The following is a 16,194-nucleotide window of genomic DNA, read 5'->3' on the forward strand; positions in this document are numbered from 1 at the left end:
CAATCGGATAAAGACACTGTGAAAAACTGCATCGAGCGCTGCGCGTAGTTGTGCGGTAGCAGCACGGGCCGGACCGTTTCGCGCCTCATATCGGCAACCGTAGGCAGATTTCGGGCACCGGAACCCGCCGCAGTAGTCCGAATGGCCGACCAGGTGGTCGGCCCTACGGCCGGTGGCGCCTCGCCGGTTCGCCGCTTCGCGCCGCGCCGCCCGTCAGCACCCGGCGAGCCGGGCGCCCGTCGCGGGAATTCACGCCGGCGGCGCGGCGGGGGTTGATCCCGACGATGTCCGCGAACCGGCCGGCGAGCCCCAGCACCCGGCGGCCGCCACCGCCAGTCGTTGCAGAACCCACCAGCGCCAGCACCCGCAGCCGGGAGGTCGCCTCCGCGGCCACCGTCATCGCCACGACCGGGTCCATGCTCCAGCCGCCGGTGAGGTGGTCCGAGACGGAGACCGAGTCGAACCCGAGCTCCTCGATGCGGCGTACGTCGTCGCGCCAGTGGGACGCCGGCCCGGTCAGCGCGGGCATCGAGGTGGTGAAGCGGAACGGGCGTACCGGATTCGCGTCGGCATCGTCTCCGCGTCGATCCGTGCCTGCCACGACCACGGACAGTAAATGCCGGGGGTGGTAGCTGACGGTGGCGCGGGTTCGACACGCCGGGTGCCCCTCCCGCTGCCCGGCGGGAGGGGCCGGTCGGTCAGTGGCCGGCGGCCGGCTCGACCAGCTCGACCAGGACGCCGCCGGCGTCCCTGGGGTGGACGAAGTTGATCCGCGAGTTCGCGGTGCCGCGGCGCGGCGCGTCGTAGAGCAGCCGCATCCCGCGCTCACGCAGCTTCGCCGAGGCGACCTCGATGTCGGCGACGGTGTACGCGACCTGCTGCACACCCGGGCCGTTGCGGTCCAGGAACTTCGCGATGGTCGATTCCGGGCTCAGCGGCGCGAGCAGCTGCACGCAGCCGCCGGCCGGGGTCGGTCCCACCGAGAGCATCGCCTCGCGGACGCCCTGCTCGGTGTTGGTCTCGGTGTGCACGCAGCGCATGCCGAAGACGCGCTCGTAGAACTCGATCGCGGCGTCCAGGTCGGCGACGGCGACTCCGACGTGATCGATACGGAGAAGCCCGATGTCTGTGACATTGTCCGCACCGGGCGCAGGGGAGTGAATGTCGGCCATGGCGCTAGTCTGGCCGAACAATCGTTACGCCGTCGGCCCACCCCCCTCGGAGGCTCACAGACATGGCTTCGGTGATCGTCAGCGGTGCGCGTACCCCCATGGGGCGCCTGCTGGGCAACCTCAAGGACCTCCCTGCGACCAAGCTCGGCGGTATCGCCATCGGCGCCGCCCTGGAGCGGGCCGGCGTGGCCCCGGAGCAGGTGCAGTACGTCATCATGGGTCAGGTGCTGCAGGCCGGCACCGGTCAGATCCCGGCCCGCCAGGCCGCGGTCGAGGCGGGCATTCCGATGAACGTGCCCGCGCTGACCATCAACAAGGTCTGTCTCTCCGGTCTGGACGCCATCGCCCTGGCCGACCAGCTGATCCGCGCGGGCGAGTTCGACATCGTCGTCGCCGGCGGCATGGAGTCGATGACCAACGCCCCGCACCTGATGCTCGGACAGCGCTCCGGCTACAAGTACGGCGACGTCGTCATCAAGGACCACATGGCGCTCGACGGCCTGACCGACGCCTGGGACTGCTGCTCGATGGGCGAGTCCACCGAGCGGCACGGCGCCAAGCACGGCATCACCCGCGCCGAGCAGGACGCCTTCTCCGCCGCCAGCCACCAGAAGGCCGCCGCCGCCCAGAAGAACGGCGTCTTCGCCTCCGAGATCACCCCGGTGCTGATCCCGCAGCGCAAGGGTGACCCGATCGCCGTCACCGAGGACGAGGGCATCCGCCCGAACACCACCGCCGAGTCGCTGGGCAAGCTGCGTCCGGCGTTCACCTCCGACGGCACCATCACCGCCGGCAGTTCGTCGCCGATCTCCGACGGCGCCGCCGCGGTCGTGGTGATGAGCAAGGCCAAGGCGACCGAGCTGGGGCTGACCTGGCTGGCCGAGATCGGTGCGCACGGCAACGTCGCGGGACCGGACAACTCGCTGCACTCGCAGCCCTCCAACGCCATCCAGCACGCCCTGCGCAAGGGCGGGCTCAGCGTCTCCGACCTGGACCTCATCGAGATCAACGAGGCCTTCGCGGCGGTCGGCATCCAGTCGATGCGCGACCTCGGCGTCAGCGAGGAGATCGTCAACGTCAACGGTGGCGCGATCGCGCTCGGCCACCCGATCGGCATGTCCGGCGCCCGGCTCGTGCTCTCCCTAGCGATGGAGCTGAAGCGGCGCGGCGGCGGCACCGGCGCGGCCGCGCTCTGCGGCGGCGGCGGTCAGGGCGACGCCCTGATCATCCACGTTCCGGGTGGTGAGAACAGCAAGTGAGCACCGTCGGTACGGGCGCGTCGGGCGTCCGGCGCAGCCGGGACGTACCGACGCTGGTCGAGCGGGCCCGCGCGGGTGAACCCCGCGCGGTCGCCCGCCTGATCACGCTGGTCGAGTCGGGCGACGAGCTGCTGCCGCAGGTGGCGGCGGCGCTCGCGCCCCACACCGGCAAGGCGCAGGTCGTCGGGCTGACCGGCTCACCGGGCGTGGGCAAGTCGACCACCACCAACGAGCTGGTCCGGGCGCTGCGCGCGCGCGGCCACCGGGTCGGGGTGCTGGCGATCGACCCCTCCAGCCCCTTCACCGGCGGGGCGATCCTCGGCGACCGGGTCCGGATGCAGGACCACGCCACCGACCCCGGTGTCTACATCCGCTCGATGTCCAGCCGCGGTCACCTCGGCGGCCTCTCCGCGGCGACGCCGCAGGCGGTCCGGGTCCTGGAGGGCGCCGGCTGCGACGTGGTGCTGGTGGAGACCGTCGGCGTCGGACAGGCCGAGGTGGAGGTCGCCTCACTCGCCGACACCACGCTGGTGCTGCTCGCCCCCGGGATGGGCGACGCCATCCAGGCGGTCAAGGCCGGCATCCTGGAGATCGCCGACGTCTTCGTCGTCAACAAGGCCGACCGCGACGGCGCCGACGCGACCATCCGCGACATCAAGGGCATGATCGCCCTCGGTGGCCGGGAAGCGGGACAGTGGCGCCCCGAGGTGGTGCGCGCCGTCGCCGCCCGCGGCGAGGGAATCGACGACGTGGCCGCCGCGATCGACAAGCACCGCGACTGGCTCACCGACACCGGTGAGCTGCGCCGCCGCCGGGAGGCCCGGGCCGCCGCCGAGGTCGAGGCGATCGCGCTCGGCGTGCTGCGCGGCCGGATCGGCTCGCTGCGCGACGGCACCGAGCTGACCGTCCTCGCCGAGCAGGTGGCGGCTGGTTCCCTGGACCCGTACGCCGCCGCCGACGAGCTGCTGCGCCACCTCGACCGGCCCGCCGGCTGATCGCACGACCGGGCCGGCCAGGCCCGCCGGCCTCTCCGGCCGCGGTGTCCACATTGCCGCTCGCGACCCCACCCCTGGTGGCTCTCGCCGAGTAGGCTCCCTGATCGCCACGGAGGCCGGCTCGGTGGCGGACCAGGGGAGATGTGTCGATGACCGAGGTTGAGCAGAACGACGGGGACGCCACCGCTGCCGGTGCCGTCCCCGCGCCCGTAGCGCCGCAGCCCGCTCCGGCCGCTACGCCGGACGCGCCGGCTCCGGCCGCTACGCCGGACGCGCCTGGCGCGGCGGCGAGCCGGGGCGCCACGGAGGTCTCCGAGGAGGTCGTCCAGAAGATCGCGGTCGCGGCGGCACGTGCGGTGCCCGGGGTGGCGGATCTCGGCGGCGACGTGGCGCGTTTCTTCAACGACGTGCTGGACCGGGTGGGGCTGGATTCCGTCGGCGACGCCACCCGGGGCGTCTCGGCGAAGGTGACCGGCACCAGCGCCGTCATCGACGTCGTGCTCGTCATCGAGGCGGGGCACGTCGTCGGGGACGTCACCGAGGCGGTGCGGACCCGCGTCATCGAGGCGGTCGAGGGCTACGGCCTGGCGGTGACCGAGGTCAACGTCAAGGTCGACGACCTCCAGACCCCCGCCGCGCCCACCGCCTGACCCGGACCGGACCGGCCGGCGGGGCCGGTGGTCGTCGACCCTGCCCTACCGGCCGGTACGAGTTTCCTTAGTGATCGTTCAGGTAGACCCTCTACACTCGATGGCGCATCGAGGCTCAAGGAGGAGCTACGGATGAACGCCGATGAGATCGCCGCCGGGCGGGCCCGCTGGCAGGCCCGCTACGACGCCGCGCGCAAGCGCGAAGCCGACTTCACCACGCTCTCCGGGATGCCGGTCGAGCCCGTGTACGGCCCACCCGAGGGCACCGATCACCCGGGCTTCGCGCGGATCGGCTGGCCGGGGGAGTACCCGTACACCCGGGGGTTGTATCCGACCGGCTACCGGGGTCGTACCTGGACGATCCGGCAGTTCGCCGGCTTCGGCAACGCCCGGCAGACCAACGAGCGCTACAAGATGATCCTCGGCGCGGGCGGCGGCGGCCTCTCCGTCGCCTTCGACATGCCCACCCTGATGGGCCGCGACTCCGACGACCAGCAGGCCCTCGGCGAGGTCGGCCACTGCGGGGTGGCGATCGACTCCGCGGCCGACATGGAGACGCTCTTCGACGGCATCGACCTGACCGCCGTCACCACCTCGATGACCATCTCCGGGCCGGCCGTGCCGGTCTTCTGCATGTACCTGGTCGCCGCCGAGCGCCAGGGGGCCGACCTGGCCCGGCTCGACGGCACGCTGCAGACCGACATCTTCAAGGAGTACATCGCCCAGAAGGAGTGGCTCTTCGACCCGGAGCCGCACCTGCGGCTGATCGGTGACCTGATGGAGTACTGCGCGGCCGAGATTCCGCGCTACAAGCCGCTCTCGGTCTCCGGCTATCACATCCGGGAGGCCGGCTCCACCGCCGCGCAGGAGCTGGCGTACACGCTCGCCGACGGCTTCGGCTACGTCGAGCTCGGGCTCTCCCGCGGCCTGGACGTCAACACCTTCGCCCCGGGGCTGAGCTTCTTCTTCGACTCGCACCTGGACTTCTTCGAGGAGATCGCCAAGTTCCGCGCCGCCCGCCGCATCTGGGCCCGCTGGCTGCGTGAAGTCTACGGCGCCACCGACGAGCGGGCGCTCTGGCTGCGCTTCCACACCCAGACCGCCGGCGTCTCGCTCACCGCCCAGCAGCCGGTCAACAACGTCGTCCGTACGGCGGTGGAGGCGCTGGCCGCGGTGCTCGGCGGCACCAACTCGCTGCACACCAACGCCCTGGACGAGACCCTGGCGCTGCCCACCGACGAATCCGCCGAGATCGCGCTGCGTACCCAGCAGGTGCTGATGGAGGAGATCGGCGTGACCAACGTCGCCGACCCGCTCGGCGGCTCCTGGTACGTCGAGGCGCTCACCGACCGCATCGAGGCCGAGGCGGAGGAGATCTTCGCCCAGATCCGGCGGCTCGGCGGCGACGGCCCGCACCGCATCGGCCCGATGACCTCGGGCATCCTGCGCGGCATCGAGGACGGCTGGTTCACCGGGCACATCGCCGAGGCGGCGTTCGTCTACCAGCAGGCCCTGGAGAAGGGCGAGAAGAAGATCGTCGGAGTGAACTGCCACACCGGCACCGTCGCCAAGGAGCTGGAGATCCTGCGCATCTCGCACGAGGTGGAGCTGGAGCAGCGGCGGGTACTGGCGCAGCGTAAGGCGGACCGGGACGCCGGCGCGATCCGGGCCGCGCTGGAGCGGATGCGCGCCGCCGCCCGCGCCGACGAGAACATGATCCCGGCGATGCTCGACGCCGTCCGCGCCGAGGCGACGCTCGGCGAGATCTGCGACACCCTGCGCGAGGAGTGGGGCGTGTACTTCGAACCCGCCCGCTTCTGAGGTCGGGTCGCCGACAGTCGCCGGTGACGCGAACACGGCACGGGGCGACTGTCGGCGCCGCGGTTGGTCTGACCAGCGCCCGGCACGTGCAAGACTAGGCAACCATGAACGACCCACGGATCAACCCGTCGATTTTCACCCGCGGCGCGGTCGACCTCAGCGCGCTGCGTAACGCCCCGCCGTCCGCCCGGCCCACCCCGCCGCCGGCCGCGGCGCCGAGCGGTCTCCCGGCCGGTGTGCCGGGCGGCGCCCCGGCCGCGCCCGGCGGCGGCGTCGCCGTCCTGGACGTGACCGAGGCGACCTTCCAGACCGAGGTGCTGGAACGCTCGCTGACAACGCCGGTGGTGCTGGACTTCTGGGCCGAGTGGTGCGAGCCCTGCAAGCAGCTCGGCCCGATGCTGGAGCGGCTCGCCGCCGAGGGCGACGGCGCCTGGATCCTCGCCCGCGTCGACGTGGACGCCAACCCGCGCATCGCGCAGATGTTCCGGATCCAGAGCATCCCGATGGTCTTCGCCGTCGTCGGTGGACAGCCCATCGACGCCTTCTCCGGTGTGGTGCCCGAGGCGCAGCTGCGGCAGTGGCTCGGCGCGGTCCTCAAAGCCGGCGGCGTGGCGGTCGAAGCCCCGGGCGACCCCCGGCTCGACGAGGCCGACGACGCGATGATGACCGGTGACCTGGACGCCGCCGAGGAGGCGTACAAGCGGATCCTGGCCGAGACCCCGGGCGACGCCGCCGCCGAGGCCGGCCTGGCCCAGGTCGGGCTCTTCCGCCGGGTTGCCGGCGTCGACCCCGGCACCGTGCTCGCCGCGGCCGAGGCCGCCCCCGACGACGCGCCGGCGCAGCTGCTCGCGGCCGACGTCGAGGTGGTCGCCGGCAACGCCGAGCAGGCGTACGCCCGGCTGGTGGGGCTGGTCCGGCGGACCTTCGGCCCCGAGCGGGAGACGATCCGGCAGCACCTGGTGTCGCTCTTCGCCGTCGCCGGACCGGACGATCCGGCGGTGGCCAAGGCCCGGCGGGCGCTGGCCAGCGCGCTGTTCTGATTCGACGCACCGACGCGGGCCGGCACTCCGGCCGGCCCGCCCGACCCCGAGGACGGGAGTTGCCCTGATGCGCCGGATTGCCGTCCTTGACGCGCCGACGAACCTGGGCCTGCGACCGCCCACGCCGACCTCGGTGCCCGGCTGCGCCAAGGCCCCGGGCGCGCTGCGCGACCACGGCCTGGTCGCCCGGCTCGGGGCCCGCGACGCCGGGTGCCTGACCCCGCCGCGCTACGACCCGGGGGACTGGCGCCCCGGTGACGGGGTCTGCCAGGCGCGGGAGATCGAGTCGTACTCGGCGGCGCTTGCCGACCGGATCGGCGAGATCATCGACCAGGGCGAGTTCCCGGTGGTGCTCGGCGGCGACTGCTCGGTGCTGATCGGCGCCGCGCTGGCGATGCACCGGCTCGGCGAGTCGGTGGGCGGCCGGGTGGGGCTGGTCTACGTCGACGGCCACTCCGACTTCCGCCACCCGGGCAACGCCTCCTACGTCGGGGCCGCCGCCGGGGAGGGGCTGGCCCTCGTGACCGGCCGCGGCCAGGCCGACCTGGCCGGCATCGAGGGACGGCGACCCTACTTCCGCGACATCGACGTGGTGCTCATCGGCATCCGCGCCCAGGACGAGTACCGGCTGGACCTGCAGGCCGCCGGCATCGTCACCCGGCCGGTCCCGGCGCTGCGCGCCGAGGGCGCCGCCCGCAGCGCGCAGTGGGCCCACGACCAGCTCGCCGACTGTGCGGGCTACTGGGTGCACATCGACCTCGACGTGCTGGACCCGGCGGTGCTGCCGGCGGTGGACGCGCCGGAGCCCGGCGGGATCGCCTTCGCCGAGCTGGAGATCCTGCTGGCCGGACTGGTGGCCAGCCCGCACTGCCTCGGTGTCGAGATCACCGTCTTCGACCCGGACTACGACCCGCAGGGCGGGTACGCCGCCGAGATCGTCGCCACGCTCGTGGCGGCGCTGGCCCCGCTCGGGGTGGCCGCCGACCCGCCGGTACGGCTGGTGCCGCAGCAGGCCGGTCCGGAGGCGGCCGGGACGCCGGGCCGCCCGGACGACGCGGTTGCGCCGACCGCACGGGCCGACTCGACTCCTGCCTGACTCGCGTACCGCGGGCCCGGCGATCGCCGCTCGCGCAGCACCGGTCGGCGACGGGCCAGGTGCGCCGGCGCGACCCGCCGAGCCGGTACGTACGGCGCCCGGCAGGGGATTTAATTGATCAAGTTTGTCGGGCCCTTCCGCTAGTGTCCGTGTCCGAAAGGGAGCGAGAGGGGACTTCGGGCCCCCGGTGCTCCGTCGTTCTTCGGACTGGAGATGAATGCGCAGATCACCCCTGCAGCGGCTGGTGCTGCTGCTCGTGCCGGCACTCGCCGCCGCGACCATGACCGCGGCGGCGGCCCCGGCCGCCACCGCATCGGAAACCGGCACCATCGCCGGTACTCTCACCGACAACGGCGCACCCGTCGCCGGCGCCTCGGTCTACCTGTACGCCACCGACGACTCTTACGGCGACTGGGCCGAGACGGACTCCAACGGGCGCTACACCCTCTCGAACGTGCCGGCCGGGGAGGACGCCTACCTGGTGTCGTTCCAGGCGGCGGGCCACCCTGAGCAGTACGCCTTCGGCAAGGTCAACTGGGACGACGCGGACCGCATCTCGGTGGTCGCCGGTCAGCGCACGACCGTGGATGACGCGTTGCTGCCGACCGGCACGATCAGCGGCCGCTTCACCGACAGCGACGGCAACGGCGTCTACGCCTGGGTGCGTGCCGACGGAGGGAACGTCTCCGGCGGCAGCACCAGGACGGATTCCGACGGCAGCTACTCGCTGAAGGTCTTCCCCGGCAGCTACCGGATCTCGTTCTCCTACGGCGAGAACCAGCAGTACGCCTACGGAACCACCGACCACGAGCAGGCCGAGGTTTTCGCGGTGGCAGCCGGACAGGCGGTGACCGTCAACGACATCAAACTGCAGACCGGTGCGATCGAAGGCCGGGTGACCGACGCGAATGGCGTACCGGCTGCCGACATCGAGGTCCAGGCGAGCGGCGCGGGATCCGGCTGGACCCGCACCGATGAGTCCGGTGACTACCGGCTCGACGATCTGTTGCCGGGCACATACAAGGTCGACTTCAGCGTGCCGGACGGCGGCCGGCAGTACGCGCATCAGAGCCGTACCTGGCACGAGGCAACGCGCTTCGAGGTCGTCGGCGGCGAGACGACTCGACTCGATGAGCAGTTGCTGCCCACCGGATCGGTCGCCGGGCGGTTCGTCGACCGCACCGGCGCGGGAATGGCCAATGTGCAGGTGTCGGTCTCCGCGGTCGGTTACGACGACCAGGGCTGGGCCTCCACCGACGCCAACGGCGACTTCCACGTTGCCGGGCTCTTCACTGGCGAGTACACCGTCCACTTTTCCAAGTGGGGGGCGATCGACCAGTACGCCTACGGCCAGGTGCACGCCGCGCAGGCCGAGCGGATCACGGTTGCGGCGGGTCAGACCAGCACGGTGAACGACACCGCCCTGCCCGTCGGGGATGTGCGCATCACGGCGCGTGATGCGGTGACCGGTGCCGCCGTGACGGACTTCTGGGTAAACGTGAAGGACTGGAGTGGCAGCAGCGCCGATGGCGCTGTGACCATCACCGGCCTTCCGGTCGGTACCTACCCGGTCAGCGCCGGAGGTGACGGCTACGCCTTCAACGACGATGCGGCTTCGGTGACGGTCGTCGCCGGAGCGCAGGTCGAGGTCGAGCTCAGCCTGCGGCCGCTCGGCCGGATCACCACGACGGTGACCGACCGTGCCACCGGTGCACCCGCGGCCGGGATCTGTGTCTTCCCGGTCAGGGAGAAGTCCTTCAACTTCCCGGACGGCTGCCGGTTCCGCAGCGACTCACAGGGCGAGGTGACGATCACCGTCAACGACCCCGACCGCTATCGCCTCTTCGCGCTGCCGGACCGCAGCAGTCCGTACGGGGCGCAGTGGGTGGGGACGACCGGGGGCACGGGTTCGGAGTTGGCCGCCAAGCTGCTGACCGTTGAGGCGGGCGCCACGGTGGCCGCGCCGACGGTCCGACTTGACCGCAAGGGAGTGGTTACCGGCACGGTCACCACTGCCGACGGTGCGCCGGTGCGCAACGGCACCGTGAGCATCGTCGGCCCGGACATCGGCGCCGGAGCGGACCTGCGGTATGCCCGGGTCGCCGCCGACGGCACGTACCGCATCGACTGGCTCGGTCCGTACCGGTGGCCGTTGCTGTTCAAGGCCGAGGCGCACCCGTACCAGTGGAGCGGTGGACTGGGCAACCGCTACCTCGGCCGGACGGTCGCGGTTCAGGCGGGAACCACCAGCACCTTCGATCACACCCTTCGCGCCGGCGCGGACCTGACGGTCACCGTACCGTCTGTGACGTCGGGGCGGATCGTCGTCCACAACGCGGTGACTGGCGACCGGATCGGTGTGGTGGACGGACTGGTCTCCACCGGGGTTACCCTGCAGGTCGCCCGCCCCCAGTTCGTCAAGATCTCCTGCTACTGCGGTGACGGAATGCGCTGGTACGGCGGGGACGACTTCGACTCCGCGTCCCCGGTGCTGATCACCGGCATCGGCACCAAGGAGATCGTCTTCCCGGCAGGCTGACGGTCGCGATACATGGTGGGGGACGTCCGCGGACGTCCCCCACCGCTTTTCCGCTGCTGTACCGCGCCTGTCATTCCCAGCGGAAGAGCAGTGCCGCCACCGTCGCGCCGACCGCGACCGTGATGCCGAGGCTGAGGAGCTGGCCTCCCTCGACGGCCGTCCCGGCCCAGGCGGCGGAGAGGGCGTCGACCGCGGCCCCGAAGGGCAGCCGGCTGCCGATCTCCGCGAGCGGCTCGGGGAGCCCGCCGCGACCGCCGAACATGCCGCCGAGGGCGCCGAGTGCGAAGAAGGCGACGAGACCGGCGGCGACGGCGGAGTTGGGCGTGGGGGCGACAGCGGCGACGATCATGCCGATGCTGTACATCGCCGCCATGGTGAGCGCGACGACGCCGATGGCTGCCCCCGGATTGACGGGCGGGTTGGCGTCGAAGGCGAGCGTGGCGACCACGAGGGCGAGGGTGATGCCCACGGCCGCCTGCATGAGGCTCACGATCGCCTGGGCGGCAAGCACCATGACCGGTGACGCGGGAGTGACCGCGAGCCGGCGCAGGATGCCGGAGCGCCGGTAGTAGGCGAGGAAGCTGGGCATGTTGATGATGCCGATCGTCGCCGTGACCATGGCGAGGACGAGCGGCAGTACGAAGAGGTCGAGCGCCGTCCGCCCGTTGACGATTTCCGTCCTGCCGGCGGCGGAGGCGCTGGTGAGCAGGATGAGCAGCGGTAGCCCCAGCGGCACGACGAGGCCGGCGGTGTCGCGGACGACCATCTTCGTCTCGGCGCCGATGAGGATGAGCATCGACCGCATTCCGGGTCGGTGGGCCTCGATGACGGTGCTCATTGCGAATCCTCCGGTTCCTTGCCGGCCAACGCGACGAACGCGTCGTCGAGGGTGGCGGTGCCCGCCCGCGCCGCGAGGCCGCGGGGGGTGTCCAGGGCGACGATCCTTCCGGCGTCGAGGAGGGCGACCCGGCCACAGAGGCGCTCGACCTCCTCCATCGCGTGGCTCACCAGCAGGATCGTCACGCCGTCCTGTTTCAGCTGCTCGATCGTGCCCCACATGTGCCGTCGGGCTCTGGGGTCGAGTCCCGTGGTCAGCTCGTCGAGGATCAGGACGCGGGGCCGGCCGGCGAGCGCGAGGGCGATGGAGAGGCGCTGCTGCTGCCCGCCGGAAAGCTTTTCGAACACCGTCCGCCGTTGCTCGCCCAGATCCACCAGCTCCAGCAGTTCCGCGCCGGAGCGCGGGTTCGGATAGAAGCTGCGGTACAGGTCGACCAGCTCGGAGACCCGCAGTGCGCCGTGCAGATAGGCGTGCTGCAGCTGTACGCCGAGCACCTGCCGCAGCCGGGTGCGGTCGTGGCGGGGGTCGAGGCCGAGCACCCGTACCCGGCCTTGGTCGGGATGGCGCAGGCCCGCGATCATCTCGACGGTGGTGGTCTTGCCGGCGCCGTTCGCCCCCAGGATCCCGAACGTCTCACCGGCCTCGATTCGCAGGCTCACGTCCGCGACGGCGACCTTCTGCCGGTAGCGCTTGGCGAGCCCTTCGGCGAGGATCGCCGGATCGGATGTATTCATGGTCATCACGCTAGAGACCGCACGGCCCTGCTGGCTCGTGCTGGAAGTCACCCTCCGCAACCATGACTTTCCGCAGGGGTGCCTGCGGTGTCCGGCTTCGTAGGATGGCGGCATGCGGCGGCTCGGGACGGAGGAGTGGTCAGGTCTGGCGATGCTCGTCGTCTCCGTCGCGGTCGCGGCCCCCGTCCTGTTCGGAGTCGCGGCGCCGACGATGCCACGAGGCGGATGGATCGCGCTCTGCACGCTCTTTCTGGTGGCCCTGCTCGGTGCGATCACGGCGCAGACCTCGGCGCCGGCCCGGTACGGCGGGTTCGCCGTGGCCACCGTGTCGGCATGGGCGCTCGTGCTGACCGCGCCGGGAATGGGCCTGCTGCTGATCCTGCTGGTGATGACGGCCGCGACGAGCGTCTACGTCCTGCCGCTGCGGGCGGGGTTCGTCGTCGTGGCCCTCAACACCGGCGTGATCGTCGCGGTCACCGTCCAGGTCGCCGCGGACGTGACCGAAAGCGTCATCCTCGCCGGCTTCTACCTGTTCATCCAGCTGGCCACGTTGCTCAGTTCGGCCACGCTGATCCGCGAGCAGCGGATGCGCCGCGAACTCGCCGAGGCGCACGTCGAGCTGCAAGCGGCGAGCGTCCTGCTCTCGGAGTCCGCACGCACCGCCGAACGGCTGCGGATCTCCCGTGAACTGCACGACCTCATCGGCCACCAGCTGACGGTGCTGACGTTGGAGCTGGAGACCGCCCGGCATGTCGAGGGCGCCGGTTCCCGCGAGCACCTCGACCGTGCCGACCGGGTCGCCCGCGAGCTGCTGCGTGACGTACGCGCCACCGTCGGTCAGCTCAGGACCGAGGCTCCCGACCTCGAACGTGCACTGCGTGCCATGGCCGACGCGGCACCGGGGCTCGCTGTCTCGGTCGAGGTCGCCCCGCGGGTGCGACTCGACGAGCAGCAGAGCGCCACTCTCGTCCGCGCGGCACAGGAGGTCGTCACCAACACCCTCCGGCATGCCGACGCCCGCGAGCTCTGGATCGAAGTCACCGCCGAGGCGGACAGTGTCGTGTTCCGCAGCCGTGACGATGGATGCGGCGCCCGCGATGTCGTGCTCGGCAACGGTCTGCTGGGCCTGCGCGAGCGCTTCGCCGAGCTCGGCGGTGACATCACCGTGGACGGACGTGACGGGTTCCGGATCACCGCGTGGGTGCCGGCCTCATGATCCGTGTGGTGGTCGTCGACGACCAGGCGCTGATCCGGCAGGGCATCGCCGGGCTGCTCGCCGTCGCGGGCATCGAGGTCGCCGGTGAGGCCGCCGACGGACGGGCCGCGATCGAGCTCATCGCCGCGACGGAACCCGACGTGGTCCTCCTCGACATGCGGATGCCCCGCTTCGACGGGATCTGGACGCTCGAGCGGCTGCGGGAGAACGGGACGGAGGTCCCGGTCCTGGTGCTGACGACCTTCGACGACGATGCCCTCGTGCTCGACGCCCTCCGGGCCGGGGCGCGCGGATATCTGCTCAAGGACGTCACGCTCGCCCAGCTCACCCAGGCGGTGCAGACACTGGCCGAGGGTGGAACCCTCGTCGCCCCGGCCCTCACCGACCGCCTGCTCCGGGCGATCCGCTCCGGGGCCTCGCCGGTCGCCGCGGATGCTCTCCCGGCGCAGAAGCTGACGGCCCGCGAACTCGACGTGCTCCGTCTCGCGGCGTCCGGCTACAGCAACCGGCAGATCGCGGACGCGCTCTTCCTCGCCGAGGGGACGGTCAAGAACCACCTCTCCGCCATCCTCGCCAAACTCGGTGCCCGGGACCGCACCAGCGCGGTCCTCCGCGCGCTGCACGACGGCATCCTGGGCTGAGCGGTACGCCGCGGTCCTAGCGGTTGAGGCCGCGCAGGAAGCGTCCGGCGATCGGTACGGCGCTGTCGCCGCTGCCGCCACCCTGTTCGACGAAGACGGCGAAGGCGACGTCACCCTGCCAGCCGACGAACCAGGCGTGCGTGTGGGCGGGGTTGTCGTCGTACTCGGCGGTGCCGGTCTTGCCGTGGACCGGGCCGCCGGGCACCCGGGCGAGGCTGGTGGCGGTCCCCTTGGTGACGACCTCGCGCATCATCGTGCGCAGCGCCGCGACCGACTCGGCGTTCAACGGCGCCCCTTCGGCGGCCGGCGAGCCGGGCACCGGGTCGAGGAGCAGCTTCGGCTGCACCGCGTGCCCGCGGGCCACCGCGGCCGTCGCCGACGCCATCGCCAGCGGGCTGACCAGGGTGGTGCCCTGACCGAAGGAGGCCGCGGCCTGCTCAACCGCGGGGCCGCCGGTGGAGACCTTGCCGCTGAACGCTTCCAGCCCCAGGTCCCACTGGCCCTCGAGGCCCAGGCTGCGCCCGGCCGCCGCGAGGCCGTCGGGGCCGAGCTTCGGCGCCAGGGCGGCGAAGGCGGTGTTGCAGGATTCGGCGAAGTCAGTCCGGAAGGGCACCCGGCCGAGTGCGAAGTTGTTGGCGTTCTTGAACGAACGGCCCTCCACGGTGAAGGTCTTCGGGCAGGCGACCGGAGTGTCCAGCTTCACCGCGCCGGCGTCGAGCAGCCCCAGTGTGCTGACCATCTTGAAGGTCGAGCCCGGTGGCACCTGCGCGGTGAAGGCAAGGTTCTGCCCGGCGGCGCCGGGGCCGTTGGCGGTGGCGAGGACGGCGCCGTCGCTGATACGGATCGCCACCACCGAGGCGCGCCGCTTCTCGCCGTGCAGGGCCGCGTCGGCGGCGTTCTGGGTCGCCACGTCCAGGGTGGTCCGCACCGGGGCCCCGGCCGCGGGCTCCTGGCGGAAGATCTCGGTCGTGGTGACGGTGCCGTCCGGCCCGGGACGGTTGATCGAGACGCCGACCCCGGTGCCGCCGCGCAGCCGCTCGTCGTAGCGGCCCTGCAGGCCGCCGTGGCCGACCAGGTCGCCGGCGGCGTACACCTCGGGCTTCGCGGCGAGGTCCTCGGCGGTGGCCTGGTCGACCGACCCGAGCAGCGCGCGGGCGAACTCGCGGGTCGGGGCGAGGTTGAGTTCACCCTCGCGGAACCGGGTGCCGGGCAGGTCGTAGATGCGGGGCTTGATCTGGTCGTACGCCTCGCGGCGCAGGGTGACCACCTCGACGAAGGCGTCGGGCTTCGCCTCGGCCAGCCGCGCGGGCAGATCGGAGACATCGACGGCGGGGGTGAGCCGCGGGCGGACGGCCTTGAAGGCGGCGTCCAGGTCGCGGGCGAGCTGTCGCGGGTTCTCGGCCGCCTGCGGCTCCACGCCGACGGTGACCACCGGCCGGGGCGCCACGATCGGCTCGCCGACCCCGTCGAGCACCGCCGCGCGGGCTGCGGTCAGGCGGGTCACGGCCAGCCGGTCGCCGCTGGTCATGCCCTCGTGCACCAGCGCCGGCTCCCAGATGACCTGCCACCTGTCGTCGGCGCCGCGCTGAAGCCTGATCGGCCGGGTGTAGCTCCACGCCACGTCCCCCGGCAGGGTCCACTGCACGCTGAAGGCGGCGTCGGCGCCGTTGCCCTGCACCCGGACGTCGCCGCTGCGCGAGAGTTTCGGCGGGGTGTCGCCGAGATCCCCCACCAGGCCGGCGATCTCGGTCGCCACGGTGTCGGCGGCGATCCGCTGGCCTGCGGGGTTGAGGAAGCCGACATCATGCAGGCTGCCGGTGGTCCAGCCGTTGAGGAAGGCGTCGATGTCCCGTTCGACGTCACCCTCGGCGGAGCAGGCGGCCAGTCCTGTCGTGACCAGGATCAGCGCGGCCAGGACGGCCACCGACCGTCGTGCGCGGGGCAGCGCCGTGCGTGATGCCAGGGGCATGCGACTTCCCTCCAGATGCGGCTCGTGGGCACCCTAGCCGTTGCGGCGGTGGCTGCGCTGGCCCTTCCGCGGCGACGCGCCAGCGACGTGTGCGGCCGGCGGGCCGCTCGGGTCCGGCCCACCGGCCGGAAGAACCTGCCCTGCCCCCGGGGTGAGGAAGCCACCGCTGCTGGGTACTCCGGTGAGGCATGTCCGTGTTCTTCATCGCCGGTTGCGCGCCGCAC

The 16,194-nt window shown here is 72.1% G+C and carries 13 protein-coding genes and 1 pseudogene; 9 read left to right on the forward strand and 5 right to left on the reverse strand.

From position 1 onward, the window contains the following. Positions 1–163 precede the first annotated feature (163 nt). Positions 164–601 carry an LLM class flavin-dependent oxidoreductase gene (locus ACK8GG_RS15495; RefSeq protein ID WP_440355111.1) on the reverse strand — a complete coding sequence of 146 codons (438 nt, stop codon included), beginning with the start codon at positions 599–601 and terminating at the stop codon, positions 164–166. A gap of 97 nt (positions 602–698) precedes the next feature. Beyond that, on the reverse strand, positions 699–1,172 hold the full coding sequence (gene mce / locus ACK8GG_RS15500; RefSeq protein ID WP_440351626.1) for a methylmalonyl-CoA epimerase: 474 nt from the start codon (positions 1,170–1,172) through the stop codon (positions 699–701). Positions 1,173–1,234: 62 nt separating this feature from the next. On the opposite strand from mce, the gene ACK8GG_RS15505 reads away from it, so the two are divergent. From ACK8GG_RS15505 to ACK8GG_RS15535, 7 genes and pseudogenes are all read left to right on the forward strand, one after another. Then, positions 1,235–2,431, forward strand: coding sequence for an acetyl-CoA C-acetyltransferase (locus tag ACK8GG_RS15505; protein ID WP_440351625.1), 1,197 nt, complete (start codon positions 1,235–1,237; stop codon positions 2,429–2,431). Beyond that, a complete protein-coding gene (gene meaB, locus ACK8GG_RS15510) occupies positions 2,428–3,426 on the forward strand; it encodes a methylmalonyl Co-A mutase-associated GTPase MeaB (RefSeq protein WP_440351624.1) in 999 nt (332 codons plus the stop codon). The genes ACK8GG_RS15505 and meaB overlap by 4 nt, the downstream gene beginning before the upstream one ends. Positions 3,427–3,575: 149 nt before the next feature. After that, entirely contained in the window at positions 3,576–4,076 is a 501-nt protein-coding gene (locus ACK8GG_RS15515) for an Asp23/Gls24 family envelope stress response protein (protein WP_440355112.1), read from the forward strand. Between the two features lie 132 nt (positions 4,077–4,208). Continuing rightward, a complete protein-coding gene (icmA, locus tag ACK8GG_RS15520) occupies positions 4,209–5,897 on the forward strand; it encodes a coenzyme B12-dependent isobutyryl-CoA mutase large subunit (protein ID WP_440351622.1) in 1,689 nt (562 codons plus the stop codon). A 104-nt stretch (positions 5,898–6,001) separates the two neighbouring features. After that, on the forward strand, positions 6,002–6,937 hold the full coding sequence (locus ACK8GG_RS15525) for a tetratricopeptide repeat protein (protein ID WP_440351621.1): 936 nt from the start codon (positions 6,002–6,004) through the stop codon (positions 6,935–6,937). Positions 6,938–7,001: 64 nt separating this feature from the next. Further along, a pseudogene (locus tag ACK8GG_RS15530) lies at positions 7,002–8,018 on the forward strand (arginase family protein); the annotation flags it as partial. Between the two features lie 232 nt (positions 8,019–8,250). Beyond that, on the forward strand, positions 8,251–10,572 hold the full coding sequence (locus ACK8GG_RS15535; protein WP_440356645.1) for a carboxypeptidase regulatory-like domain-containing protein: 2,322 nt from the start codon (positions 8,251–8,253) through the stop codon (positions 10,570–10,572). Between the two features lie 70 nt (positions 10,573–10,642). On the opposite strand, the gene ACK8GG_RS15540 is transcribed toward ACK8GG_RS15535, so the two are convergent. Further along, positions 10,643–11,410 (reverse strand): ABC transporter permease, encoded by a 768-nt coding sequence (locus ACK8GG_RS15540; protein WP_440351619.1) that lies wholly within the window; start codon positions 11,408–11,410, stop codon positions 10,643–10,645. Further along, entirely contained in the window at positions 11,407–12,144 is a 738-nt protein-coding gene (locus tag ACK8GG_RS15545; protein ID WP_440355116.1) for an ABC transporter ATP-binding protein, read from the reverse strand. Before ACK8GG_RS15545 ends, ACK8GG_RS15540 begins: the two co-directional genes overlap by 4 nt. Positions 12,145–12,256: 112 nt before the next feature. Here ACK8GG_RS15545 and ACK8GG_RS15550 point away from each other — a divergent pair, with 112 nt between their 5' ends. Together ACK8GG_RS15550 and ACK8GG_RS15555 are read left to right on the forward strand one after the other, a co-directional pair. Continuing rightward, a complete protein-coding gene (locus tag ACK8GG_RS15550; RefSeq protein WP_440356646.1) occupies positions 12,257–13,360 on the forward strand; it encodes a sensor histidine kinase in 1,104 nt (367 codons plus the stop codon). Further along, positions 13,357–14,001, forward strand: a complete 645-nt coding sequence (locus ACK8GG_RS15555; protein WP_440355117.1) for a response regulator — start codon at positions 13,357–13,359, stop codon at positions 13,999–14,001. The genes ACK8GG_RS15550 and ACK8GG_RS15555 overlap by 4 nt, the downstream gene beginning before the upstream one ends. A 16-nt stretch (positions 14,002–14,017) precedes the next feature. Here ACK8GG_RS15555 and ACK8GG_RS15560 read toward each other — a convergent pair whose 3' ends face one another. Beyond that, entirely contained in the window at positions 14,018–15,970 is a 1,953-nt protein-coding gene (locus ACK8GG_RS15560) for a penicillin-binding transpeptidase domain-containing protein (protein ID WP_440355118.1), read from the reverse strand. Positions 15,971–16,194 lie beyond the last annotated feature (224 nt).

Source organism: Melissospora conviva, from assembly GCF_049523535.1.
GTDB lineage: Bacteria > Actinomycetota > Actinomycetes > Mycobacteriales > Micromonosporaceae > Melissospora > Melissospora conviva.

Bases quoted from the DNA above. Each gene is read 5' to 3' on its own strand.
- mce (WP_440351626.1), bottom strand. From the start codon at position 1,172: ATGGCCGACATTCACTCCCCTGCGCCCGGTGCGGACAATGTCACAGAC.
- ACK8GG_RS15505 (WP_440351625.1), top strand. From the start codon at position 1,235: ATGGCTTCGGTGATCGTCAGCGGTGCGCGTACCCCCATGGGGCGCCTG.
- ACK8GG_RS15515 (WP_440355112.1), top strand. From the start codon at position 3,576: ATGACCGAGGTTGAGCAGAACGACGGGGACGCCACCGCTGCCGGTGCC.
- icmA (WP_440351622.1), top strand. From the start codon at position 4,209: ATGAACGCCGATGAGATCGCCGCCGGGCGGGCCCGCTGGCAGGCCCGC.
- ACK8GG_RS15525 (WP_440351621.1), top strand. From the start codon at position 6,002: ATGAACGACCCACGGATCAACCCGTCGATTTTCACCCGCGGCGCGGTC.
- ACK8GG_RS15535 (WP_440356645.1), top strand. From the start codon at position 8,251: ATGCGCAGATCACCCCTGCAGCGGCTGGTGCTGCTGCTCGTGCCGGCA.
- ACK8GG_RS15540 (WP_440351619.1), bottom strand. From the start codon at position 11,410: ATGAGCACCGTCATCGAGGCCCACCGACCCGGAATGCGGTCGATGCTC.
- ACK8GG_RS15545 (WP_440355116.1), bottom strand. From the start codon at position 12,144: ATGAATACATCCGATCCGGCGATCCTCGCCGAAGGGCTCGCCAAGCGC.
- ACK8GG_RS15550 (WP_440356646.1), top strand. From the start codon at position 12,257: ATGCGGCGGCTCGGGACGGAGGAGTGGTCAGGTCTGGCGATGCTCGTC.
- ACK8GG_RS15555 (WP_440355117.1), top strand. From the start codon at position 13,357: ATGATCCGTGTGGTGGTCGTCGACGACCAGGCGCTGATCCGGCAGGGC.
- ACK8GG_RS15560 (WP_440355118.1), bottom strand. From the start codon at position 15,970: ATGCCCCTGGCATCACGCACGGCGCTGCCCCGCGCACGACGGTCGGTG.